At 70.9% G+C, this 23,340-nt stretch carries 18 protein-coding genes and 2 pseudogenes; 10 read left to right on the top strand and 10 right to left on the bottom strand.

Features of this window, described 5'->3' with window-relative positions:
• Nucleotides 1-33: 33 nt before the first annotated feature.
• Genes LNW73_RS33405 through LNW73_RS33395 form a run of 3 tightly spaced genes read left to right on the top strand, consistent with a single transcriptional unit; the run spans nucleotide 34 to nucleotide 4,498 of the window.
• Nucleotides 34-1,017, top strand: a complete 984-nt coding sequence (locus LNW73_RS33405) for a carbohydrate ABC transporter permease (RefSeq protein ID WP_250992565.1) — start codon at nucleotides 34-36, stop codon at nucleotides 1,015-1,017.
• On the top strand, nucleotides 1,014-1,934 hold the full coding sequence (locus LNW73_RS33400; RefSeq protein ID WP_250992564.1) for a carbohydrate ABC transporter permease: 921 nt from the start codon (nucleotides 1,014-1,016) through the stop codon (nucleotides 1,932-1,934). Before LNW73_RS33405 ends, LNW73_RS33400 begins: the two co-directional genes overlap by 4 nt.
• Complete coding sequence (locus LNW73_RS33395) at nucleotides 1,931-4,498, top strand: glycoside hydrolase family 3 C-terminal domain-containing protein (RefSeq protein ID WP_250992563.1); 2,568 nt, start codon at nucleotides 1,931-1,933, stop codon at nucleotides 4,496-4,498. Before LNW73_RS33400 ends, LNW73_RS33395 begins: the two co-directional genes overlap by 4 nt.
• A gap of 91 nt (nucleotides 4,499-4,589) precedes the next feature.
• On the opposite strand, the pseudogene LNW73_RS33390 reads toward LNW73_RS33395, so the two are convergent.
• Nucleotides 4,590-5,824, bottom strand: a pseudogene (locus LNW73_RS33390) (glycosyltransferase).
• A 443-nt stretch (nucleotides 5,825-6,267) separates the two neighbouring features.
• On the opposite strand from LNW73_RS33390, the gene LNW73_RS33385 reads away from it, so the two are divergent.
• Nucleotides 6,268-8,343, top strand: coding sequence for a hypothetical protein (locus LNW73_RS33385; RefSeq protein ID WP_250992562.1), 2,076 nt, complete (start codon nucleotides 6,268-6,270; stop codon nucleotides 8,341-8,343).
• Nucleotides 8,340-9,884 carry an ABC transporter substrate-binding protein gene (locus LNW73_RS33380; protein ID WP_250992561.1) on the top strand — a complete coding sequence of 515 codons (1,545 nt, stop codon included), beginning with the start codon at nucleotides 8,340-8,342 and terminating at the stop codon, nucleotides 9,882-9,884. The genes LNW73_RS33385 and LNW73_RS33380 overlap by 4 nt, the downstream gene beginning before the upstream one ends.
• A 56-nt stretch (nucleotides 9,885-9,940) precedes the next feature.
• Here LNW73_RS33380 and LNW73_RS33375 read toward each other — a convergent pair whose 3' ends face one another.
• Nucleotides 9,941-10,876: a GNAT family N-acetyltransferase gene (locus LNW73_RS33375; protein WP_250992560.1), complete on the bottom strand. Its 936-nt coding sequence runs from the start codon at nucleotides 10,874-10,876 to the stop codon at nucleotides 9,941-9,943.
• A gap of 152 nt (nucleotides 10,877-11,028) precedes the next feature.
• On the opposite strand from LNW73_RS33375, the gene LNW73_RS33370 reads away from it, so the two are divergent.
• Nucleotides 11,029-11,496 carry a PaaI family thioesterase gene (locus LNW73_RS33370; protein WP_250992559.1) on the top strand — a complete coding sequence of 156 codons (468 nt, stop codon included), beginning with the start codon at nucleotides 11,029-11,031 and terminating at the stop codon, nucleotides 11,494-11,496.
• Nucleotides 11,497-11,617: 121 nt separating this feature from the next.
• Here the strand turns inward: LNW73_RS33370 and LNW73_RS33365 are convergent, their stop codons facing one another.
• Nucleotides 11,618-12,511 carry an MBL fold metallo-hydrolase gene (locus tag LNW73_RS33365; protein WP_250992558.1) on the bottom strand — a complete coding sequence of 298 codons (894 nt, stop codon included), beginning with the start codon at nucleotides 12,509-12,511 and terminating at the stop codon, nucleotides 11,618-11,620.
• Nucleotides 12,512-12,686: 175 nt separating this feature from the next.
• Here LNW73_RS33365 and LNW73_RS33360 point away from each other — a divergent pair, with 175 nt between their 5' ends.
• Complete coding sequence (locus LNW73_RS33360) at nucleotides 12,687-13,553, top strand: LysR substrate-binding domain-containing protein (protein WP_250992557.1); 867 nt, start codon at nucleotides 12,687-12,689, stop codon at nucleotides 13,551-13,553.
• A gap of 247 nt (nucleotides 13,554-13,800) precedes the next feature.
• Nucleotides 13,801-14,073: pseudogene (locus tag LNW73_RS33355) on the top strand (chaplin); the annotation flags it as partial.
• Between the two features lie 248 nt (nucleotides 14,074-14,321).
• On the opposite strand, the gene LNW73_RS33350 reads toward LNW73_RS33355, so the two are convergent.
• The 4 genes from LNW73_RS33350 to LNW73_RS33335 form a co-directional block, all read right to left on the bottom strand.
• Nucleotides 14,322-15,395, bottom strand: coding sequence for an ABC transporter permease (locus LNW73_RS33350; protein WP_250992555.1), 1,074 nt, complete (start codon nucleotides 15,393-15,395; stop codon nucleotides 14,322-14,324).
• Nucleotides 15,365-15,814, bottom strand: a complete 450-nt coding sequence (locus tag LNW73_RS33345; protein WP_250992554.1) for a hypothetical protein — start codon at nucleotides 15,812-15,814, stop codon at nucleotides 15,365-15,367. The genes LNW73_RS33350 and LNW73_RS33345 overlap by 31 nt, the downstream gene beginning before the upstream one ends.
• Complete coding sequence (locus LNW73_RS33340) at nucleotides 15,784-16,851, bottom strand: FtsX-like permease family protein (RefSeq protein WP_250992553.1); 1,068 nt, start codon at nucleotides 16,849-16,851, stop codon at nucleotides 15,784-15,786. Before LNW73_RS33340 ends, LNW73_RS33345 begins: the two co-directional genes overlap by 31 nt.
• 114 nt (nucleotides 16,852-16,965) lie before the next feature.
• Nucleotides 16,966-17,952 (bottom strand): NAD-dependent epimerase/dehydratase family protein, encoded by a 987-nt coding sequence (locus LNW73_RS33335; RefSeq protein WP_250992552.1) that lies wholly within the window; start codon nucleotides 17,950-17,952, stop codon nucleotides 16,966-16,968.
• A 265-nt stretch (nucleotides 17,953-18,217) separates the two neighbouring features.
• Here LNW73_RS33335 and LNW73_RS33330 point away from each other — a divergent pair, with 265 nt between their 5' ends.
• Nucleotides 18,218-18,625, top strand: coding sequence for a DUF2690 domain-containing protein (locus tag LNW73_RS33330; RefSeq protein WP_250973957.1), 408 nt, complete (start codon nucleotides 18,218-18,220; stop codon nucleotides 18,623-18,625).
• A gap of 36 nt (nucleotides 18,626-18,661) precedes the next feature.
• Here the strand turns inward: LNW73_RS33330 and LNW73_RS33325 are convergent, their stop codons facing one another.
• Nucleotides 18,662-19,696 carry a cation diffusion facilitator family transporter gene (locus LNW73_RS33325; RefSeq protein WP_250973958.1) on the bottom strand — a complete coding sequence of 345 codons (1,035 nt, stop codon included), beginning with the start codon at nucleotides 19,694-19,696 and terminating at the stop codon, nucleotides 18,662-18,664.
• Between the two features lie 123 nt (nucleotides 19,697-19,819).
• Entirely contained in the window at nucleotides 19,820-21,079 is a 1,260-nt protein-coding gene (locus LNW73_RS36525; RefSeq protein WP_250992551.1) for a helix-turn-helix domain-containing protein, read from the bottom strand.
• Between the two features lie 250 nt (nucleotides 21,080-21,329).
• Between LNW73_RS36525 and LNW73_RS33315 the strand changes: the two genes are divergently transcribed.
• Entirely contained in the window at nucleotides 21,330-22,586 is a 1,257-nt protein-coding gene (locus LNW73_RS33315) for a YncE family protein (protein ID WP_250992550.1), read from the top strand.
• 17 nt (nucleotides 22,587-22,603) lie between these two features.
• Here the strand turns inward: LNW73_RS33315 and LNW73_RS33310 are convergent, their stop codons facing one another.
• On the bottom strand, nucleotides 22,604-23,329 hold the full coding sequence (locus LNW73_RS33310; protein ID WP_250992549.1) for a DUF6585 family protein: 726 nt from the start codon (nucleotides 23,327-23,329) through the stop codon (nucleotides 22,604-22,606).
• Nucleotides 23,330-23,340: the final 11 nt, after the last annotated feature.

The following is a 23,340-nucleotide window of genomic DNA, read 5'->3' as shown; positions in this document are numbered from 1 at the left end:
TTCCCGATCCCCGCCCGCAAGGAGTACGCCGCCATGGCCGTGTCGACCGAATCACCACCCGCCGCCGGTACGGCTGCGGCTCCCCTCGCCCGGGGGCCCTCCCGGTTCGCCTGGCGCCGCCTGGAGCGCACCTCCTCGCCCTACCTCTACATCGCCCCGTTCTTCCTGGTGTTCGCCGTTTTCGGCCTCTTCCCGCTGCTGTACACCGCGTACGTCTCCCTGACCGGATGGCGGGCCGACACCGACGGCAGCGAGCACACCTTCGTCGGACTGGACAACTACCGGACGCTGCTGCACGACCAGTTCTTCTGGAACGCGCTGAAGAACACCCTGGGCATCGGCGTCCTGTCGACCGTTCCGCAACTGCTGCTCGCGCTCGGGCTGGCCCATCTGCTCAACTACCGGTTGCGCGGGCGCACCTTCATCCGGATGGGGGTGCTGCTGCCGAACGTCACCTCGGTGGCCGCCGTCACCATCATCTTCGTCCAGCTCTTCGGCCGGGACTACGGGCTGGTGAACTGGGTGCTCGGCCTGTTCGGCGCCGGCCACACCGACTGGCAGGCCGGCACCCTGTCCTCCTGGGTGGGCATCTCCTGCATCGTCACCTGGCGCTGGACCGGCTACAACGCCCTGATCTACCTCGCCGCCATGCAGGCCGTGCCGTTCGAGCTGTACGAGGCCGCCGCCATCGACGGGGCGAGCCGGTGGCGGCAGTTCCGCAGCATCACCGTCCCGATGCTGCGTCCGACGATTCTGTTCACCGTCATCACCTCGACCATCGGAGCGCTGCAGATGTTCGGTGAGCCGCTGCTGTTCAGCGCCAGCCAGACGCCCATGGCCGGCGGCTCGCAACACCAGTTCCAGACGATGGCGCTCTACACGTACGACCAGTTCTGGGGCAAGTTCAAGTACGGCTACGGGGCTGCGATCTCCTGGGCGATGTTCCTGGTGATCGTCCTCATCGTCGCGCTGAACTTCGTCCTCGCGCGACGTATGAAGGGAGTCGACGCCGCATGAGCGCACCGGCACAGGCGCAGGCAACGACACCCGCCCGGGTCCCGTTCCGGAGCGACGGCGCGCCGTCGCTCCGACGTCCCCGCAAGGGCCGCAACAGCCAGCTCACCGCCGGACGGGGTATCTACGCCGTGCTGGCCGTGGTGGTCCTGCTCTCGCTCTTCCCGCTCTACTGGACGGTGGTGGCCGCGTCCCGCGACAACGCCTCGATCACCCGCATGCCACCCGTCCTGCTGCCCGGCTCCCGCCTGTGGTCCAACCTCGGCCGGGTCTTCAGCCAGTCGGACATGCAACTGGCCCTGCTCAACTCGGTGATCGTCTCCTCACTGGTGACGGTCTCGGTGATCGCCACCTCGACCCTGGCCGGCTTCGCCTTCGCGAAGCTGCGCTTCCGGGGCCGCAACGGCCTGCTCGGGGCCGTCGTGGCGACGATGATGGTGCCCACGCAGCTCGGCATCATCCCGCTCTACATCATGATGGCGAACTGGCTGCACTGGACCGACCACCTCCAGGCGCTCATCGTCCCCTCCATCGCCAACGCCTTCGGCGTCTTCTTCATGCGCCAGTACCTCGTCACCGCCGTCCCCGACGAACTGCTCGACGCGGGACGGATGGACGGCTGTACCACCCGCGGCCTGTGCTGGCACGTCGTGGTGCCCGCCGCCCGCCCGGCGATGGCGGTGCTGGGGATGCTGACCTTCATGGCCACCTGGAACGACTTCTACTGGCCCAAGGTCGTCATGACGCAGCAGAACCCCACCGTCCAGCTGTCCCTGTCGGAACTGGCCAGCGGCTACTTCCGGGACAACTCACTCGTACTCGCCGGCACGCTGGTCTCCAGCCTGCCGATCATCGTGGTCTTCCTTCTGATGGGCCGCCAGATCCTCGACGGAATCATGCAGGGAGCGATGAAGGGATGACTGTGACCGCAGAGGACCCCTCCGAACCGCCCGTCCCCGTTCCGGCCGGCGTCTCCGTACCCCCGGACGCCGTTCCGCTGCCGTCCACCGAGGAGCTGGACCGGCTCGTCGCCAAGCTCGATCTGCCGGCCAAGGTGCGCCTGCTCTCCGGCTCCGCGGTGTTCCGCACCCCGGCGGAGCCCGCCGTCGGACTCCGGGCCATCACGTTCTCCGACGGCCCGGTCGGCGTGCGGGGCGAGCGCTGGGACGAACGCGACGCCGCCCTCACCCTCCCGTCCCCCACGGCGCTCGCCGCCTGCTGGGACGAGGAACTCGTCGAGGAACTCGGCGGCCTGCTGGCGGGTGAGGCCCGCCGGAAGCGGATCGACGTCCTGCTCGCGCCCACCCTCAACCTGCACCGTTCCCCGGTCGGCGGCCGTCACTTCGAGTGCTTCTCCGAGGATCCGCTGCTCACCGGCCGCACCGGCGCCGCGTACGTACGCGGGGTGCAGAGCGGCGGGGTAGCGGCCACCGCCAAGCACTACGTGGCCAATGACTCCGAGACCGAACGGCTCACCCTGGACGCGCACATCGACGAACGCACCCTGCGGGAGGTGTATCTGGCGCCCTTCGAAGCCGCCGTCCAGGCCGGCGCCTGGGTGGTGATGTCGGCGTACAACGCCGTCAACGGCACCGCCATGTCGGAGAGCCCGCTGCTCGACGAGCCGCTGAAGGGTGAGTGGGGCTTCGACGGCCTGGTGGTCTCGGACTGGGGCGCGGTGCGCTCCACCGCCGCCTCGGCCCGCGCGGCCCAGGACCTGTCCATGCCGGGACCGAACCCCCTGTGGGGCGCGGCGCTGGTGCGGGCGGTCGAGGACGGCACCGTCCCCGAGGCCGCGATCGACGAGAAGATCCGCCGTATTCTGCGGCTCGCCGCCCGCGTCGGCGCCCTGGCCGGCCAACCGCCCCACTCCTTCCCCGCGCCCGCGCCCTCCCCCGCTGCGGCGCGGACTCTGCTGCGCCGCGCCGTCGCCGCCGGGGCGGTCCTGCTGCGCAACGAGGAGGCCCTGCTGCCGCTGGACCGCACACGGCTGCGGACGGTCGCGGTGATCGGGCCGAACGCCGCCGCCGCCCGGATCCAGGGCGGCGGCAGCGCCGGTGTCTTCCCCGCTACCGCGCTCTCACCCCTGGAGGGCATCCGCGGCGCGCTGGCCGGTATCGCCGAGGTCCAGCACTGCGCGGGCGTCTTCCTCACCGCCCGCCCGACACCGCTGTCGGCCCGGGACGCCCGCGATCCGCGTACGGGTGAACCCGGCATCCTGGTGCGCTACCTCGACGACCAGGATGCCGAGGTGCACGTCGAGCACCGGCTCAGCGGCCGGATCCTCGAACCCACCGATGATGGCGCCGACATCAGCGCGGCGACCACCGTCGAGGTCAGCGCCCTGCTCCGGCCGGCCCGGTCCGGGGAGTGGCAGTTCGCCGTGGTGGGGCTCGGCCAGGTGAGCCTCCTGGTCGACGGCCGGGCACTGATCGACGAGTACGTGACGCCCGAGTCCCGGGACCCCACCTACCTCCATGTCGCGCCGTCGTTCCGCCAGGTGGCCTGGCAGGCCGAGGCCGGCCAGGACGTACGGCTGGTGGCCCGCCGCCGGATGGAGGCCGGTTCCGGGTACGCGGTGGCGCTGGCCGCCGACCCGCCGCGCCGTGACGAGGACGCGGAGCTGGCGGCGGCGGTGGAACTCGCCGGATCCGCGGAGCTGGCGATCGTGGTGGTGGGCACCACCGACGAGTTCGAGAGCGAGGGGTTCGACCGTCCGGGGCTGGCCCTGCCGGGGCGGCAGGACGAGCTGGTGGCCGCCGTCGCGGCCGTCAATCCGCGCACCGTGGTCATCGTGAACTCCGGCGGACCGGTCGCCATGCCCTGGCGGGCGGCGGTTCCGGCCATCCTCCTCGGCTGGTTCCCCGGGCAGGAGGCGGGCGACGGGCTGGCCGATGTGCTCTTCGGCGCCGCGGAACCGGGGGGCCGGCTCCCCACCACCTGGGCGGCCCGAACCGAGGATGTCCCGGTGCTCGACACCGTGCCCGTCGACGGCGTCCTGCACTACGCGGAAGGCCCCCGGATCGGCTACCAGGCGTGGCTGCACGCGACGAACGAGCCGGCCTTCTGGTTCGGGCACGGCCTCGGCTACACCAGCTGGAGCTACGAGGGCGTCTCGGCCCCCGGAACGCTCGCCGCGGGAGCCGCCCTGACGGTCGACGTCCGTCTGCGCAACACCGGCGCGCGGGCGGGCCGGGAGGTGGTCCAGGTGTACCTCTCCCGACCGCCGGACGGATCGGCGCGCGGACCGGAGCGCCGGCTCGCGGGGTACGCCGCCGTCCGGGCCGAACCGGGTGAGACGGTGACGGCGACCATCCGCATCGCACCGCGAGCCTTCCAGTACTGGTCGCCGGAACACTCCGGCTGGCGCACCGAGCCCGGCGACGTCGCCCTGTTCGTGGGCTCCTCGTCGGCCGAACTGCCGCTGCGTGCGGCGCTGGAGGTGACGGCGGAGACCTCGGTGGCGGGGCCCGGGGCCGGGTAGTTGGCGGCCCCACCCCGTCCGCGGCATGCCGACCCCACGACGGGTGCGCCCTCCGGTCCTGACCCCGGAGGGCGCACCAGTGGCGTGCGGTTCACACGGACACGGGCGGCTCTTCCTGGCCGGCTGCTTCGAGCAGCAGTTTCGCGGCCACCGTCGCCCCGTCGGTGCGGATCGTGCCGGCCACGGCCTTCGCGCGGGCCCGGATCTCGGGGGTCAGGGCCATGGTGAGCGCGGCGGACAGGGAGTCGAAGGTCGGCGTCCGGCCTTCGTGAGCCACGCCGATGCCCAGCTCGGCCACGCGGGCGGCCCAGTACGGCTGGTCCCCGATCTGGGGGACCACCACCTGAGGCGCGCCGGCCCGGGCCGCCGTCGCCGTGGTGCCCGCGCCGCCGTGGTGCACCACGGCGGCCACCCGCCGGAACAGCTTCTGCTGGTTGACCTCGCCGACGACGAAGCAGTCGTCGGCGTCGTCGATCGGGGCCAGGTCCGCCCAGCCGCGGGCGATGATTACGCGGCGGCCCTGCGCACGGTTCGCTTCGACGGCCACCCGGGCGATGCCCTTCGGGGCGTGCGCGGCCATGCTGCCGAAGCCCACGTACACCGGTGGTGCGCCCGCCTCCAGGAACGCCTCCAGCCGCTCCGGGAGCGGCCGGTCGTCGGGCAGGATCCACGCGCCGGTCTGCAGGACGTCGAGGTCGGTCATGCCCTGCGACGGACACAGCGTCGCGTCCGCCGCCAGCCACGGCCGGTCGGTGTAGACGTGGTCGCGGACGTTGTCCACCGGCGGCAGTCCGATCGCCGCCCGGTGGCTGTTGAGCGCCTCCCCGTACAACGCGTTCATCCCCTGGGCGTGCTTCTCCCACAGCACCTGGTTGTCGGTCTCGTCCTGCGGGGTCGGCATGCCCGGCAGTCCCCCGGGCGGAAGCGCCGCGACGGCAGTCCGAAGATGTGGAAGCACGCGTACACGTAGCGGATGCCCAGTCTCCCGGCCACGTCCCGTGCTCCGGCCGGCAGCAGACCGGTCGCCAGCAGCACGTCACATCCCTCGGCCGCCGCGGTGAGCGTGTCGAACCGCGCTGCGACCAGCTCGGGGGCGAGCCGGAACGCGTCCTCCGCCGACGGCGGCTCCGTGCCGGCGACCACCGAGCGCACCGTCGGGCCGAGCGGCACCAGCGGCACGCCGACCCGCGCCAGCAGCGCACCGAAATCCTCGTCCGGCGGCACACACACCAGCACCTCCGCTCCCAGTTCCCGCAACTCCACCGCCAGTCCCGCCAGCGGTTCGACATCCCCGCGCGACCCCCATGACGTCAACAGCACACGCACTTCGCAACTCCCCGTTTCCGCAGGTTCCAGCTTTGCGCCGCCGATTCTGCGGTACCACCGGGGTCTTGCCGCAAGCCCCCCGGTGCGCTATAGATTGATAGTGGCGAGGAGAGGTATCTCCTCGCCTTTGCTGTTGGTCGCCCGCTGCGGACGGACGGCCTCCTCGCGAAACGGACGGCCTCCTCGCGAAACGGCGTTTCCGCGCGTACGGCGGCACATCGGGCAACCAGCACGCATCGCAGGTATTCGATTCCGAATCCCTGCACTCCCCGCCGCCCCACGCGTCACGAATGGATAACTGATCGTGCGTCAATACCGGTACTAAGTACGGGTCTTGGCCAGGTCGCATATTCTCCTGTCACTGCTGCTGCGCACCATTGAGGCGGGCGACCGGGAGGATCATGGCAAGGCTGTACGGGGGGACGGTCTTACTGGAAACCGTGGTGCCCTCACTGGTCGGGCTCAAGCCGAGCGGCACGGGGCGCATCGACCCGCCACGGCGGGGTCATCCGCTGCTGATCAAATGCGTCGGCGGCCGTGGCTCCGGCAAGAGCGCCGCTCTGACGGCCCTCGCCGAACAGTACGCACAGCGCATACCTCAGGCACACGCGGATCTCGCGGCGATCGATTTCGGCCAGCCGGGACTCGCCGCATTGGCCGAGGACACCACGGCGAATGCCTCCCGTACGTCTGATCTGCTCTTCTATCTCAATTTCCGGCTGAGCAGAAAACCCGCGGAATTCGGCAAGAAAATGTCTTTCCCCCGGCTGACGCAGGGGCTGCTCGCCGTCAGCGGATGGCAGGCGGAGAGCGCCGACAACCCCGGGCACGCGGTGCGGCCGGAGGAACTGGCCGCCGCGAAACGGCGGCTCGCGGAACTGCTCAGAGCGAGCCAGCCCGACCAGCAACGGCGCAGGGACAAGGCCGCGGCCTGGGTCGACGAGGTCATCCAGGCGGTCGGCCCGCTGCCGCTGCCCGCGGGGATGGACGCGATGGTGCAGGCGCTGCTGCGGATCGTCGCCGCCGAGCTGTTCAGCCCGCGCGCGCACCGGGGCGGTCTGACGTGGTGGGCGAGCCGGCAGGTGGCACCGCAGGGCGATGCCCACGACCAGCTGACGGAACTGGCGATGAGGTTCCGCGGTGACGCGGAGGACCGGCAGCTGGCCGAACGGTTCCTGATAGCCGCGCTGCTCGCGGACATCGCGGACCACTACGGCTTCCTGCAGGTGGCCAACGGCGTGCCGCGTCCGCTGCTGCTCCTGGACAACGTCCACAGCCCACTGGGCCGGGTGTTCCTGGACGCGCTGGTGCGGGTCTGGCACGAGGAGGCGGCCGGCTCCCGCAGGGTGATGCGGCCGGTCGTCATCGCGACGGCGTTGCAGGAGGTCACACCCGTGCGGGACGACGACATACTGCCGTCGACACGGCGCGTGATCCGGTCCTTCTGGCAGGACAGCCGGCCGAACGCGCCGGCCGACTGGATCGTGCCGCTGCGGCTGGCGCAGCTGGATCTCGACGAGGTCAAGGACATGTTCGGGGAGGACCACCCGCCACCGGGTGCCGCCCGGCTCATCCTGCGCCTCAGCGGTGGGCGGGCGGGGGTGGCCCACAGCCTGGTCCAGGCCGTCGCGCGACGTGTCCGGCTGCGCGAGGACACCAGCCTCGCGGGGCTCCTCGACCTTCCGGCCGCCGCCGACCCGGAACCGTCCGTGAACGGCAGGCTGCTGGAGCGTCTGATACCGGACGAGGTGGCCCGTGAGCGGCTCACCTACTACGCGTCGGCGCTGGACGACATGGCCGCGTACCGGCTCAGCACCGTCTACCCGCCGCAGGACCCGGGCGGTGTCCCGGTCCAGGAGGCGCTGGCCCATCTGCGCGACAACCAGTGGTCCCAGGTGCTCTGGGCCGGTGTCGAGGGGCCGTTCGTCGGCGACGCACCGCTGCGGCTTCTGCTGCTGCACGAACTGAGCGCCCGCACCGGCCGGGTGCCCGGCGCCGAGCCGTGGCAGACCATCCACCGGCGCTGCCGGTCCCTGTACGACCCGCACGACCAGGGCGGTGCCGCCCATCGCCCCGACACGCGCTATCTGCACCACTCGCTCGCGCTGGGCGAGACGGACCTGGTCGTGCGCTGTCTGCACCGGCGGTTCACCGAGCAGGACGCCACGGGGTGGCTGTCCGCCGTGAACCTCGTCTGCGCGGCACCCGCTCCCCCGGACACCCTGCCCGCCCCGGCCGACGACACCGTGCCGTGCCCGGGCTGCGCCGCCGAAGCCGATCATCCCGTCCACCAGGCGGTCCGGCTCCTCGTGAACCACCTGTGGCAGCTGTCCCAGCCGCTGTCGGTCCCCATGGCCGCCTCGATCAACAGCATCGGGCTGCAGCTGCTCACCCTGGCCCAGAACAGCGGGCCCGAGGCCCAGAAGATCTTCTTCCGCGCCCATGAGGAGTGGCCGCGAGAACTGCACCACTGGACCCAGGCGCCCAACCTGCAGACCTACGGAGTGTCCGGCACATGAAGCTACTGCCCGACGGAAGGCTCTACCGCGCCCTGGTACTCGGCACCGCGACCGTCGTACTCGGCCTGGGCATCTACTTCCTCGTGGCCTGGCTGGTCACGGATGACACCGGGTGCGCGCACGGCGTCGAGAAGCGCGGCACGAAGAGCGAATGCACCGGAGTCACCGACGGGAGCTTCCACTTCGCCGAGGCGCTGGCACCGGTCTTCGGGCGCATCAAGGCCGAGAACGACAGCATCGCCGACAAGTCACCGGCCACCGTCGCCCTGATGATCCCGATGATCTCGGACAACCCGGCCGAACAGCACGAGTTCACCGAGCAGGTGCAGGGCGCCTATCTCGCCCAGTACCGCGCCAACCACCAGGCCAACGGGCAGCGGCCGCCCATCCGGCTGCTGCTCGCGAACCCCGGCCGCAACTACGAGTTCTGGGAGCCGGTGGCCCAGCAGCTCGCCGACGCCGCCGCCTCACCGACCGAAAACCTCCGCGCCGTCACGGGCATCAACATCAGCCTCAAGGAGACCGAGAAGGCCATCGCCTTCCTCACCGCGGCCAAGGGCATTCCCGTGGTCGCCGGACCCATGACCGCCGACGACATCATGAACAGCGCCGCCCGCCCGCACGCCTACCCCGGCCTGGCCCGCGTCGCCCCCAGCAACTCCGACCAGGCGGCCGCCCTGGGCTCCTTCGGATCGGACATCAAACCCGCCGAGACCATGGTCGTGGAGGACGTCCGGGAGGACGACAACTACCTCACCACCCTGCGCCAGGCCTTCGAGAAGCTCGCCAAGGGCGCACCGCACGCCCCGGAGACCTTCCGGTCCCCCACCGACTTCAACGACGAGGGCAACCTCGCCAACGACTTCCACCAGATGGTCCCGGACATCTGCTCCTCCGACGCCAAGACCATCTACTTCGCCGGACGTCCGGTGCAGCTGCGGCAGTTCCTCATCGAGCTCGGACGCCGCAACTGCGCCAAGCACTACACGGTCATCAGCGGTTCGCACGCCTCCACCCTGACCGTGGACGCCAAGTTCCAGGACCAGTGGGCCTCGCTCACCGCGGGTGCCGGAATCACCGTCCGCTATGCCGCCCTCGCGCACCCCGACTCCTGGAGCGGCGACGGTCCCGAGACGCCGGGCGGCTCCAGGAGGGCGTACAAGGAACTCGCCGATCTCGCCACGACGTTCGGCAACACGTCGGCCACCGGCATCGGCCGGACCTCGCTCTCGGACTCGCGCACCATCATCACGTACGACTCCGTCACCACGGCCATCAGCGGCATCCGCAACGACACCGTGGGCAAGGTGGAGATGCCCACCCTGGACGAGGTGGCCAACAGCTGGCTCCGGCTGCACGGCGGCAACCGGGTCAACGGCGCCGGCGGCTGGATCTGCCTGGACCAGTACGGCAACCCCTACAACAAGGCGGTCGCCATCGTGCATCTGGACCCGGTGACCAAGTCCGCCGCCTTCGACCGGCTGGCCTGGCCCGCCGGGCGCGCCCCGGACGCGAACTGCTCGATCCGCACCGGCGGCTGAGCGGTCCTGCTGAGGGGGGCCACGGTGCCGGGCGGGGCCTTGAGCGTCCGCCGGGATCACAGCGCGCGGCTGAACTCCAGCCGGCCCGCGAAGTTCTCGTATCCGGCGCTCCGGAACGCCTTGGCCATGGCCACGTTGGCCCGGTCGCAGTCCCCACGGATCTCGGTCGCGCCGTTCGCCGCGAGAATGCGGGTGCTCCGGCGTACGACCGAGGCCGCGTATCCGTTGCCCCGGTGGGCCGGTGTGACGCCGACGAATCCGATCACCGGCACGCTGGGGTTCTCGGCGGGCAGGCTGACCACGGCGGGGGTGCCGTCCGCGGCGTAGCCGAGCTCCCACCACTCCGGTTCGTGCCGCAGCCCGGCGGTGTCCTCGAAGAGCAGCTCGGCCGCGTGCCGCAACCCGTGCTTGTCCACGTCGGCGGTGAGGCGCGCGTCGGCGGTGTCCGCGAGGAGCTCCTCCAGCGCGTCGATGAACGGCTCCCGGCCGATGACGGCGAGCGAACGGAAGTCCAGCCGGGCGTCATCCGCGGTCAGCTGCTCCCCGGCCAGCGTGCGGCGGAAGCGCAGCCCGTCACGGATGAGCCCGAACCCCGCGCCCCGCAGGAGCTCCTGCCGGCGCTGGGGGTCGCGCTGGAACTGCGGGGCCTGGGCGGGCGAGTCCAGGACGTGTTCCAGTTCGGTCGCTCCGAGCTCCCTGGCCTGCGTGGCTGCCGCGTCGAGCAGCGCGACGCCGGTCTCCGGCGAGTCCTCGGGTGCTTCGAACAGCACGAGGGCGCGAGGGACTTCCTGGCCCGGTATGGTCCACAGCACCGCGCTGCCGGCCGGCCGCCCGTCGCCGCCCTCGGCGACCAGGCACCACCGCGGCCGCGTGCATCCGCTGTCGAGGAGCCCGGTGAGGTACTCGCGGGTCGCGGCGTTGCGTTCGGCATCACCGGGATGCTCGACCAGGGCGGGGAGTTCGTCGGCGCGGGCGATACGAATGAGCGTCACAAAGAACCTTGTCCGTTCGGGGGCTTCGGAGGCGCGGAGATCGATGCCGCCCGGCGAACCTAGCGCGCGCCACCGGTCACGGACCACCTACTTTCGCGCGGTGTTGGGGCTGCGGCCACTCCCGCGTTCCCCCGTGCTGTCACGCTGCGCCCGTGGACGTCACGACATTGGCTCGCGCGCTGTTGGAACCGATACCGGCCCATCGGGCGGCGGGGCTCGAAGTCCTGCGCGCCGCCGACGGCGCCGCCGAGGTCGCCATGGTGACGCTGCCGGAGATGACGAACGTCATCGGTTCCCTGCACTCCAGCGGTCTCATCACACTGGTCGACGCCGCGGGGCTGGCGGCGATCATCGCCGCGTGCGAGGCCGCGGACGATTTCCAGCACGTCGTTCCGCTCGGGGCGACCGCGGCGCTCGACTTCCGGGCGCCCGCCCGCGGCAAGCTCCTGGCGTCCTGCCGCCTCGACGCCGAGGCCCGCCGTGTGCTGCGACCGGTGCTGTCGGGCAAGGCGACCCGGGCTCGGATCACCACCGTCGCCGACGTCACCGACGCGGCGGGAGACCTGGTGTGTCGGGGCACGTTCGGCTGGAGCATCCGCCGCCGTCCCGCGACGGCCTGACCGGGGTCGGTGACTCCGGCCCGGACCGCCTGACCCGGCGGCCCCCGACCGCCCTAACCCGGCGTACCCGCACAGGTGTCCGACTCGCGGCGGACTGCGACCGAATATGCGCCGGCGTGTCTCACGCGGGGTGTTCCGAGCAGAGGCAGCTGACGCCCTTCTCGATCCACTCCTGACCGGCCCAGTCCGGGTGCCGTTCGATCATCAGCGCCGATATCTCGTCGATGATCGTCTGCTCACCGACCGCGGAGTCCCGGCGGATCCAGGTCTCGTCGCGCAGGAGCCGCAGGTAGTCGCGGACGTCCGACAGGAGCCGCGGGCCGCCGACGTCACCGTGACCGGGCACCACGACCCCCGCGCCCTCGGCGGCCAGCCGCTGCATCACGGCGAGCCAGCGGGTGCCCGAGACGTCGGCGTCGTACGGCGGGAACCACGGGAAGATGGCGAACTGGCCGGCCTCCACGAGGTCCCCCGTGAACAGGACATCGGCGTCCGGCACCCTGACGACCTGGTCCCCCTTGCTGTGTGCCCGGCCGGTGGCCCGCAGCTGGACCACCCGGCCTCCCAGGTCCAGGTCGTACGCCTCGTCGTAGACGACATCGGGTTCCACCAGCTCGACGCCCCGCAGCCGGCGCGCGACCGGCTCCCCGAGCCCCTTGAACATCTCCAGATAGCCGGCGCCCTTCACCTTCAGGTCCTCGGCCTGGGCCCGGTTGACCAGGAACGTCGCCTCGCCGGCGAAGACCTGCGCGCCGAAGGAGTGCTCGGGGTGGAAGTGCGTCGTGGTCAGGAACAGCCGGCGGCCCCTGGCGTAGTCGGCCGCGAACTCCAGCACCTTCGCGGCGTTGCCGGGGCCCAGGCCCGTCTCGACGACCAGAACCGATTCCCGACCGCCGATGATGCCGATGTTCGGGACGAGCTGGACCCGCCGATCAGGGATGACCACCAGGTCACGGGCGAGTTCCCGCACCTCCGTGACCTGTACGGCGGGGTCCGGCATGACGTGTGCGGCCATCGTGGCTCCTGGGTCTCGTCGACGATCGAACCGAGCCGGCGGTGCCGTTCCGACACCCGGGGGTCCGTCGGGGGCCTGTCGTGGCGGGTCCCGTGGTCCCAGTCAGCCGCGGGGTGTCCCAGGTGTCCAACACCGATTCCTTCCCGCCGATACTGAGCGGGTATCGTTGCTGTTCATGGACTTGCGGACGCTGCGCTACTTCGTGGCGGTCGCCGAAGAGCTCCACTTCGGCCGGGCCGCCGCACGACTGCACATGACCCAGCCACCCCTGAGCCGGGCCGTCCAGCAACTGGAGTCGGACCTCGGCTGCGCACTGCTGCACCGCACCCCCGCCGGTGTCTCGCTCACCGACGCCGGGGCCGTGCTCTACGACGAGACACGCACCCTGCTGTCCCAGGTCGAACAGCTCCGTACCCGGGTGGCGGCCGCGGGCGGCACCGCCACCCTCACCATCGGGACCCTCGCCGACAGCGCCGAACAGGTCGACACCCGGCTGGCCGCCGCCTACCGGAAACGTCACCCCAGTGCCCGTGTCCGCATCCGCGAGGCCGACTTCACCGACCCGACCGCCGGACTGCGGGCCGGCCTGGTGGACGTGGCCCTGACCAGGGCGCCCTTCGACGACACCGGCATCACCGTCCGCGTGCTGCGCTCCGACCCCGTCGGCGTGGTCCTGCGAACCGACGACCCGCTCGCCGACCGTGGGAGCCTGCGACCGGACGATCTCGCGGACCGGCGATGGTTCCAGCTGCCCGAAGGGACCGATCCCGCGTGGCGGGCCTTCTGGAACGGCCCGCCGGCGACCGCCCACCGACGGGACGGCCCGGTCGTGCGCACCGTGCACGAGTGCCTGCAGTCCGTCCTGTGGGACGGCGCCGTGGGACTGGCACCGCTCGCCCACGCCCTTCCCCAGGGCCTGACCTCCGTGCCCTTGATCGACATGCCGTCCAGCGACCTCGTGATCGCGTGGAACAGCAGCGACACCAACCCGCTGATCCGCTCCTTCGTCCATCTCGCCGCCGCCGTCTACCGACCGGCCTGAACCGCGATCTGCCGTCGGCGGACCTCCCGGACCGGCTCCTGCCGGCCGTCTTCCCCGGCCTTGCGTACGCCACGGAACGGGCCGGCATTCCGGTAACGGCCGGGGTCGCGTGCTCCGTTGCGGTGAGATGCCGTTCCCGTCCGCGCAAAGTCGGCGTGTTGGGCCGGTTTTCATGGCGATTGTGTGGTGTTGATCATGGGGTCTGTGCCGCAACAGGTGCGGTACTTCCTCCATCAAGGAGCTGTTGATGTCGCGTTTCACGAAGGCCACCACGGTCATCGCCGTCATGGGATCCGCCCTGTTCGCCGGTGCGGGCATGGCCTCCGCCGACGCGGGTGCGCACGGGGCGGCCGTCGGTTCGCCCGGTGTCCTGTCCGGCAACCTCCTCCAGGTGCCCGTGCACATCCCGGTCAACCTCTGTGGCAACACGGTCAACGTGATCGGCCTGCTGAACCCCGCGTTCGGCAACAGCTGTGAGAACTCCTCGGACCACCACATGACCGGCGATGACGGCCGCGGTGGCGACCACCACAGCCGCCCGCAGGGCATGCACCACGAGAGCGGTCAGCAGGGCGGCAAGGGTCACGGCGGCAAGGACGACTGCGACCACTGATTCGCGGTCTGCTCGACGGTGTGCCGGACATCCCCCGAGGACTGTTCGGTTCACCACGTGGCACACGCAGATCAGAAGATGCCGATGGGTCCGGCGGTCGTCCGCCGGACCCATCGGCATCGGCATTCCCGCGCGCCCCCTACCTGAGGCTGGTATCAGGCGTCCGCCAACGCCGCCACCACCGAGGCACGCGCGGCACGGCTGCCCGGCAGCAGTGCCGCACACAGGCTCGCCCCCGTGGCGATCAGCGCATACGCGACCAGCTTCGCGATCGGGACGCTGAGTACGGCGCCGCCCTGGCTGTGGCCGATGAGTTGCTCGAAGGCCCCGGCGAACGACACCCCGAGCAGCATCCCGATGAGGGTGCCCAGCAGGGCCGTCAGTACGGTCTCCACCCAGAGCATCTTCATCATCCCGCCGCGTGAGAGCCCCAGGGCGCGGAGCAGTGCGGACTCCCGCGAGCGTTCCACGGCCGACAGGGACAGGGTGTTGGCGATGCCGAGGACTGCTATCAGGATCGCCATGGCCAGCATCACGGTGAACAGGGTCAGGGTCGACCGGGCGCTGCCGGCCAGGTCGGACTTCTTCTCCGCGAGACTGCCGATGTGGAGCAGATGGAGGGCGGAGACGACGTCCTGGACGGCCGAGCGCGAGTCGACGATGTTCACGCCCTCCCTGGCCAGGATCCGCACCTGGCTGTCGCCGGCGGGTGCGAAGCCGCGGAGGAAGTCGTCGCGGGGCAGGAGGACGTCGAACCAGTCGATGCCGTGCCCGGTGTAGACCTGGTAGATCAGGGAGAGCCGGGCCGTGACGGTGCCGGCCCGTGGGGTCGCGACCTTCACCGTGTCACCGAGCTTCAGGTGCAACGTGGCGGCGAGTTCGTTGGAGACGGCGACCGTACCGGCGGTGAAGTCGGCGAGGGAGCCACTGCGCACGTTCGGCCGGAACAGCGAGCCGTAGGCGCTCGCTTCGACGGCACCCACGTCCGACGGGTGCCCGTTCACCTCGGTCTTCGTACCGTCGACCGCGGCGACATGGGCCAGTTCGGGTTTTCTGCGCAGCTCGGCCGCCACGGCGAACGGCACACTCTGGTCAGAACCGGCGAGCGGGTCGACCGAGTAGTCATAGGGATTGTGGGACTCGATCCACTGCGACTGGGTGACCATGGCCGAGTCCTGGATCACCGTGAACAGGCTCATCAGCATGACACCGACGGAGAGCGCCGCCATCGTCGTGGCGGTCCGCCGCGGGTTCCGCCGCGCATTGGCGGCCGCCAGTTCGCCGGGGTGCCGAGCACCTTGGCCGGCAGCCAGCCCAGGACGCGTGTCAGGGGTCCGACGATGACCGGGCCGATCGCCAGCACCGCGAGGAAGACCGTCGCGCACCCCGTACCGATCACCTTGATGCCGGCGTAGAGGTCGGCCGAGCGGGTGCCGATCGCGATGACCGCGATCCCCGTGCTGCCCAGCACGGTCGCCGCCCAGAGCCTCGACGTGCCGATCCGGCCGCGGGAGGCGGTCGTGTCCGGCTGTTGGCTCACGGCGGATATCGGCGCCACCGTCGTCGCGGCGCGCGCCGGTATCGCCGCGGCGGCCACCGTCACGACCATCCCGGCTGTCAGGGCGGCGACAACCGTGGTGCTGTGCACCACGACACCGCCCCGGGCACCGCCGCGGTGGACAGGGCACCGACCACGGAGCGCAAGCCCGCCGCGATGCCGATCCCCGCGAAGAGCCCGGCCACCGAGGCGAGCAGCCCGACCACCGCGGCCTCCAGCAGGGTGCTGACGAACACCTGGTTCCGGGTCGCTCCCACGCAGCGCAGCAGCGCCAGTTGGCGCATCCGCTGGGTGACCAGGATCGTGAACGTGTTGTAGATGACGAAGGCCGCGACGAGCAGCGCCGTGACGCTGAAGACCAGGAGGATCTGCGGCAGGTTTCCGGCGATCTTCGCGCGGTGCAGCAGCGTTGCCCGGGTGTACTGCTGCCCGGTCAGGACCGAGAGATCGGCGGACGGCCCGAGCACCGCACGGATGCGGTCCGCGAGTTGGGCCTGCGGGACCCCGGCAGTGGCACGTACGTCGATCTGGTCGTAGCCGGTGTGCCCGGTGACGGACAACGCCTCGTCGGGTTGCAGGCCCACGACGGTGTAGCCGTTGGCCCGGTTGTCCACCCCGAACTCCATGACTCCGACGAGCCGGAACCGCCGCACCCGCTGATCGTGCGCGACGACCTCGACGTCCTGACCGATCCTCAGATGCCGTTCCGCGACGGTGTCCTTGTCGACCACCGCCTCACCGGGCCGGTGCGGCGGTGTTCCCTCGACGACCGTGCCGCCGCTGAGTGCGACGTCGTCCGGGATCGCCAGCGCGCTGCCGGCGATCCCGTCGGTCGTCATCACCTGCCCGTCGACGTCCCGCATCGGCGCCGGCGCCTTGAGCCGCCCGGCCACCGCGGCCACCCCGTCGACGCGGCGCACGGCGTTCAGCACCTCCGGGGTGAGGACCGTGACACCGGGCTGCGCGGCGAGCCGCCGCTTCGCGGCGTCCGACGGTTGCACGGCCGCGTCCACGTTCTCCGCGGCGCGGGCGTAGCTGTGGTCGAATACCTGGTTGATCGAGTCGGTCATCATGAACGTGCCCGCGATGAACGCGACCCCGAGCACTATCGACACCGATGACAGCAACAGGCGTAGTTTGTACGCCCTGAGTCCGGCCAACGTCACCCGCAGCACAGCTGCCCACCCCCGTGGTTCGGAAGCGTCGGCCGCTCCCGTCCCACCAGGGTAACCGGGCCCCACTCACCCCAGAGCGTCGAGTAGTTCCCGCTCGCGCTCGCCGCTCAGCCCGGCCCGGCGCGGCCGGTCCAGACCCTCTTCCCGCTCCCATCGCAAGGTGTCCGCCAGCAGTTCCGCGCGGGGCCGGTGTCGCAGACCGGCCGCGCTCGCCGCGTCGCCGTTGCGGGCGCTGAAGCCGAGCCAGTCCTGGTCGGTCATCCACATCGCGAGCGACTCCGGGCCCATGAACTGGCCCACCTTCTGGGCGAGCAGCCAGCCGGGATCGGCCTCCACCACCCGGCCGGTGTGGCCGCCGATCTCCCGCGACAGCGCGACCCACTCCCCGAAGGGCACGACCGGGCCGACCGCGTTGTACGTCCCGGTCGTCCGCTTCTCCGCGCAGTCGAGCAGCCATGCCGCGAGGTCCCGGGCGTCGACCGCCTGCGTCGGGATCCCGGGGGAATCGGGTACGAGCATCGGCGCCAGCGGTTCGCGGGCCGCGCGCCCGACCCAGTACCCGGTACGGCCGCTGTGGTCACCGGGGCCGCCGATCAGTCCCGCACGGGCGATGAGGAGCCGGTCCCCCACCGCGACCGTCGAGGCCTCCTCGCACGCCACTTTGGCTTCCCCGTACTCCTCGCGCTCGGCCTCGTCCCCTGCGGCCGCCGGGAGCAGTTCGGCCGACTCGTCCGCGTCCGGCCGCGCATGCGATGCGTACGCGCTGACCGACGACACGTACGACCAGTGGCCCGCCCGCTCGCCGAGTGCCGCCAGCGCCCCGCGGACGAAGCCGGGCTGCCAGGACACCTCGACCACGGCGTCCCAGTCCCGGCCGGCCAGGTTCTCGTAGGCCGACGCGTCGCTCCGGTCCGCGGCCACCAGGGTCGCACCCTCGGCGACTTGGCCGCTCTCCCCCCGGGCCAGGCACGTCACCCGGTGCCCACGCTCCAGCGCCTGTCGTGAGACCTCGCGCCCCAGCCATGCCGTTCCACCCAATACCAAGATCTCCATACGGCTACTCAAACACCGCCGGCGGCCCTGCGCGCCCCCACTTCGCCGACAGCTGAGAGGTTCGCCGAGAGCGGAGCGGTCAGCGGTGCGGGGTCCGGTCCGGGCGGAGTCCACTGTGGCTCGAGCGGGTGACACGCGGCGGAATCACCGCACAACAAGGTCCCGATAGGGGAGGCTTATCCCGTTCGTCCCCTGCTTCGGGGGCCATCACTGTGGGATTCGGGCCGTGCCGGCCTGATCCGACAACCTGTCGAGAGGACCGCGGATGTCAGTGTTCAAGCGCCGGATCGCCGCCGGAATCGGTGCCATCGCCCTCATCGGGGGCGGGTTGCTCACCCTGGCCCCCGTCGCCGACGCGGCATCGAGCGCGCCGGTGGTGTGCAACACCAGCAGCGCCGTGAGCAAGAAGACCGCTCACAACGGAGACATGATCATCGAGCTGCGCTACAACGCGGCCACGCGCTGCGCGTGGGGCCGGATCAGCCGGTCGAAGCTGGGCAACCAGGTGTGGGTGGACCGGTCGTCCAACGGTGGAGCGACGTGGACCGGCCCGATGGGGATGACCTACCTGCGGTCCGGCACCGGCACGTACACACCCGCCTTCAACGATGCCGGCTACGTCATGCGGGCCTGCGGCTACAACGGCAAGATCGTCTGCACCGGCTGGTACTAGGGCCTGGCCTCGGCCACGCGGCGGGCCGAGCGCACGTCAGTGACCTGCGGGGTGTTCCGCGGCCGCCCCGTCGAGGATCTCCCGGTCCCGGCCGGCCCGGGAGCGGTCCTCGTCCGAGGCATGGGTGATGTCGAGGAAGACGTGGTCGGCCGTCGGCCACTTCTCCCGCATCTCGCCCTTGATCCGCCCGGAGATCTCCTCGACCTCCTCGCTGTCCAGCCCGCCCACCAGGTCCACCCGCGCGGCGACCAGTGTGGAGTCCATGCCCAGCCGCATGGTCAGCAATGAGGTGACGGCGTCGATCTCGGGCTGTTCGGCCAGGAAGGACCGTATCCGCAGCTGCAGCCCGGGATCGACGGCCTCACCGATCAGCTGCCCGCGGGCGTCCTTCCCGAGCCGGTAGGCGACGTAGATGAGCAGAACGCCGATGGCCAGGGACGCGCCGGCCTCCCACTGCACCTGCCCGGTGGCCATGTGCAGCGCCATTCCCGCGATGGCCAGCAGCACACCGATGACGGCTGTGCCGTCCTCGGCCATGACGGTCCGCAGTGCCGGATCGTCGGCCACCCGGATCTGCTGCAGCAGGCCCCGGTCCGCCGCGCGGGCCTGCCCGCGCACCTGCAGCAGCGCCTTCGCCAGCGACGCGCCCTCGGCGAGCAGCGCTACGACCAGCACCCCCAGTCCCACCAGATAGCCGGAACGGCTCTCCTCACCGCTCGAGTGCAGCGCCTCGACCCCCTGGAAGACCGAGAAGCAGCCACCCATCGTGAAGATCCCCACCGCGGCGAGCAGCGACCAGAAGAACCGGTCCTTGCCGTAGCCGAAGGGGTGCTCGTTGTCCGGGGCACGCTTGCTGCGCTTGAGCGAGGCCAGCAGGAAGACCTCGTTCATGCTGTCCGCCACCGAGTGGGCGGCCTCGGACAGCAGGGCGGGCGATCCGGCGAAGAGCCCTCCGACGGCCTTGGCTACGGCGATGACCAGATTGGCGCCGAGCGCCATGATGATCGTGACCTTGGTCCTGCTGTCCTCTTCCGACCGGGACCCGGCCGCCTTCTCGGACTGCTGTGTCATCAGCGGACTGTCCTCCCGATCGCTGCTGTCGGCTTCGCCTACCCGTACGCACCGATGGAACACCCGGGCATCCGACACCGTCCGGTGGCGCGCCGTCACCGGCGCCGACCCTCGGGAGCGGGGTCAGTGCGGTCCGAGCCAGGTCCGCAGGGCCCACCACCAGTGCAGGGTGTCCATGACGGCCGCCCGGCTCTCCACGGTGACGGCCTGCAGCGACATCCCGACCGCTTCCTCGAAGCGGGTGAGCCGGTAGCGGATGGTGTTCGGGTGGACGTGCAGGGCCGTCGCGGTGCGGTCGAAGCGCTGCCCGTGATCGAGGTAGGCGAGGACGGTCGCCGCGAGTTGCCGGTGGAAGGAGTCGGCCGGGTCGAGGGCACCGAGGAGGGTCCGGCTCAGCAGGTCCGCCATGGCGGGCTGGGTGGACAGCGCGCTCTGCCCGGCGAGGTCGGTGACGTGGTGCAGACCGCTCAAGCCCAGCTCCTCCGCGGATCCCAGCGCGTTCAAGCACAGTGCGTACAGGGGGCGGATCCGGTCCAGTGGGGCCTGCGGTGCGACCACCACCAGCGCTTGGGCGTCGGGCACCGCCGACGTGGGGAGCCGGCCGGCGATCCCGGTCAGTTTGCCGTCGACCAGGCCGAACAGGCCGGGGTTGGTCGCGAGCTGCCGTTCCAGAGCGCGGGCGCGCAGCGGGTCGGTCACATCCGACACGACGCAGTGGTACTGCCCGTGGGCCTGCAGGCCGGTCTCGGCCAGCTCATCGGCGGTCAGCGTGCCGGCGTCGCCGAGCAGCAGCCGGCGCAACAGCTGCGTGCGAGTGTCGCGCGCCGTACGGGCCAGCTCCAACTCGGCATCGTGATAGCCGGTGATGACGTGAATCTCCAGCGCGCCGGTGTAGCGGTCCGACTCCAGCAGGACCTCCAGCATGACCTCCGGAGGCACGCCCGCCGCCCGGGCACGTTCCATGGCGATCTGCACCGCGCGGTTACGGCCTGCCTGGACGCCGCGCAGCAGGGCGGTGATCGGCACGCCCTGTGCGGCCCGGTCGGCGCCCAGCAGTGCGGCCGCCTCGAAGTCCGGTACGAAATCCGGCTCGAAGTCGGGTCCGAGCTGTGGACCGACCCGCGGTCCGCGTTCCGGTCCGTGCTCCGGTCCACGTTGCGGATCGCCGGGTTGTGGATCGCCGGGTTGCCCGGGTCGTACGAATGCGGCCAGCCCGGCAGCCAGCATCACCTCGACGTGCCGCCGGTTCTCCGCGGGCGGAAGCCTGGCCACCTCCGCTGATTCGGCACGCGCCGCCGCGACGACCTCGTCGACGACGGCCGGATCGCCCGCCATGGCCCGGAACACCGCGGCGAGGGCGCTACGACCCGGTTCAGCCACCACGCTTTCGAGCCTCCGCCCGGTATCCAGAGACGCTTGGTGCCGATTCACAACCGGAGGCCAGGTCATTGGGGACCGCTGCCTATCGGTGGTGCGAGCCGCCTTGGTTTCCTTTGGACTACCGAAAAGTAACACCGGCGTGCCGTGCTGGAGACCCCGCCGTGCGGCACGCCGCCGCGCCGCTTCCGCCCGAGCCGCAGTGAACTTCCGGTCGTCCAGCCCCCGTTCGAAGCATCCGTCCCCCGGAGTCGCCATGACCGCATGCAAACGCCCGAGGACTTCCCTCGTGCTGCTCGCCGCAACCCTGGCCCTCGCCGCTCTGTGCACCGCTCCGGCCGGCGCCGAGCCCAGAGCCGCCGACCCCCTCAAGGAAGTGCTGTTCGTCGGCAACAACTGGGACGGCACCGCCGATGTGGTCCGCTCCACCGGCACGTTCGCGAAGGTCGGGCACCTCAACGTGATCCCCGACAGGACCCAGCGGCTCACCGAGATCTACCTCAACCCGGTGCGGCTCGCCATCTACCTTGGCATCCAGCAGGGCCCCGGTGAGGGCCACGACCAGTACGTCGACGACATGTACACCACGCCGGACGGAAAGTCCGTGGTCGTCTCCCGCCCCAGCTTCGGGGACGTGGTCTCGCTCGACCTCGCCACGGGGAAGGTCAACTGGCGCTACGAGGTGGCCGGTTACCGCTCCGACCACATGGCACTCTCCCCCGACGGCCGCCGCGTCGTCGTCTCCGCCTCGCTGGCGAACACGGCCTTTGTGATCGACATCCAGACCGGCCGCCAGCTCGGCTCGTTCCGGACCGGCGACAAGCCGCACGAGAACGTCTTCACCGGGGACGGAAGGTATCTCTGGAACATGTCGATCGGCGAGGTCCAGACGAACCTCGACGACCCGCTGTGGGACTGGACCAAGGGCGACCGGCACATCACCGTCGTCGACGGCTCCACCTACCAGCCGATCCGGACCATCGACATGCGGTCCCGGCTCAACGCGTTCGGCCGCTCCGACCTCTCCAATGCGGTCCGGCCGGTGGCGTTCTCCCCGGACTGGTCGAAGCTGTACTTCCAGGTGTCGTTCTTCAACGGCTTCGTCGAGTACTCGGTCGCGACGGACAGCATCACCCGGGTCAAGACACTGCCGGAGAACCCGGCCACCAACCCGGACCGGACCACGTGGCCCAACGACTCCCGCGACCACGGCCTGGCGATGAGTCCGGACGGTGCCAAGCTCTGTGTCGCCGGCACCGTGGACGACTACGCGACGGTCGTCGACCGGACCACGCTGCAGGAGGGCCCGCTCGTTCCGGCGTCGAAACCGTACTGGGCCACCCTGAGCGGGGACGGCACGGCCTGCATCATCTCCGAGAGCGGAGCGAACCAGATCACCGCGATCGACTTCGCCACCGGACAGAAGATCCTCTCCGTCCCCGTCGGCTACCACCCGCAGCGCGTCCGCCTCGGCCATGTGGCCGCCGACTGGACCGGACCGGCCACCGGCTGACGGCCCGGTGGGGGTGGTCACTCCGCGGCGAGGTTGGCGGCGAGGGCCAGGAAGAGGTGGAGGTTGGCGACGCTGCCGACCGCGTCGCTGGACCAGGGGCTGGACGCACCCGTCCTCATGACGTGCACCCGGCCCGCGGTGACGCGGCACTCCTGGACATGGGACCAGGGCAGCTGGCCCTTGGCATGGGTGCTCACGCCCGCGCGGGAGAGGGTGAACGACCCGAAGTTCACCGTCCCGCCCTCGAGAACCGCTTCGAGGGCGGCCTGGCCTTGGGCGCGGACCACGGCGTCCTGCATCCACGGCCCCCAGGTCCGGGGGCCGTCGTAGAACTCCGTGATCGTCGCGCTCGTCCTGCCCGGGCCGACCGCGGAGTAGGTGTAGGTGGTGGGGCCGGGAACACCGTTGATGATCGTCTGGATGATGTTCTGGTAGAGCCGGACGGACTCCCAGCGCAGGGCGATGACGCCGTCGCCGAACTGCGGATGGACGATCAGTCCGTGCTCGAACAGGTACAGCCGCTTCGCGGCCTGTGTGCGGTTGAAGTTCGGCAGCCGCCGCAACCAGTAGTACAGCAGGCCCGGGATCACGAACATCGCCAGGAGGTTGACGGTCGCGAAGAGGTGGAGCGCGACGAGCCCCTTGCCGATCGGCTTGGGGGTGAACGCGCCCTGCAGCGCGCCGAGATGATGATGCTCTGCCAGTTCGCGGGCTTCGGGCGGCAGAGTGTTCGCGGTGGCCATGGACGTCTTCT

It is taken from the genome of Streptomyces sp. RKAG337 (assembly GCF_023701715.1).
Classification (GTDB): Bacteria; Actinomycetota; Actinomycetes; order Streptomycetales; family Streptomycetaceae; genus Actinacidiphila.
Note: the sequence above shows the minus strand (reverse complement) of the source record. Positions and strands in the feature narration are given on the sequence as shown.

Bases quoted from the DNA above. Each gene is read 5' to 3' on its own strand.
- LNW73_RS33405 (WP_250992565.1), top strand. From the start codon at position 34: ATGGCCGTGTCGACCGAATCACCACCCGCCGCCGGTACGGCTGCGGCT.
- LNW73_RS33400 (WP_250992564.1), top strand. From the start codon at position 1,014: ATGAGCGCACCGGCACAGGCGCAGGCAACGACACCCGCCCGGGTCCCG.
- LNW73_RS33395 (WP_250992563.1), top strand. From the start codon at position 1,931: ATGACTGTGACCGCAGAGGACCCCTCCGAACCGCCCGTCCCCGTTCCG.
- LNW73_RS33380 (WP_250992561.1), top strand. From the start codon at position 8,340: ATGAAGCTACTGCCCGACGGAAGGCTCTACCGCGCCCTGGTACTCGGC.
- LNW73_RS33365 (WP_250992558.1), bottom strand. From the start codon at position 12,511: ATGGCCGCACACGTCATGCCGGACCCCGCCGTACAGGTCACGGAGGTG.
- LNW73_RS33360 (WP_250992557.1), top strand. From the start codon at position 12,687: ATGGACTTGCGGACGCTGCGCTACTTCGTGGCGGTCGCCGAAGAGCTC.
- LNW73_RS33350 (WP_250992555.1), bottom strand. From the start codon at position 15,395: ATGGCGGCGCTCTCCGTCGGTGTCATGCTGATGAGCCTGTTCACGGTG.
- LNW73_RS33335 (WP_250992552.1), bottom strand. From the start codon at position 17,952: ATGGAGATCTTGGTATTGGGTGGAACGGCATGGCTGGGGCGCGAGGTC.
- LNW73_RS33330 (WP_250973957.1), top strand. From the start codon at position 18,218: ATGTCAGTGTTCAAGCGCCGGATCGCCGCCGGAATCGGTGCCATCGCC.
- LNW73_RS33325 (WP_250973958.1), bottom strand. From the start codon at position 19,696: ATGACACAGCAGTCCGAGAAGGCGGCCGGGTCCCGGTCGGAAGAGGAC.
- LNW73_RS33315 (WP_250992550.1), top strand. From the start codon at position 21,330: ATGACCGCATGCAAACGCCCGAGGACTTCCCTCGTGCTGCTCGCCGCA.
- LNW73_RS33310 (WP_250992549.1), bottom strand. From the start codon at position 23,329: ATGGCCACCGCGAACACTCTGCCGCCCGAAGCCCGCGAACTGGCAGAG.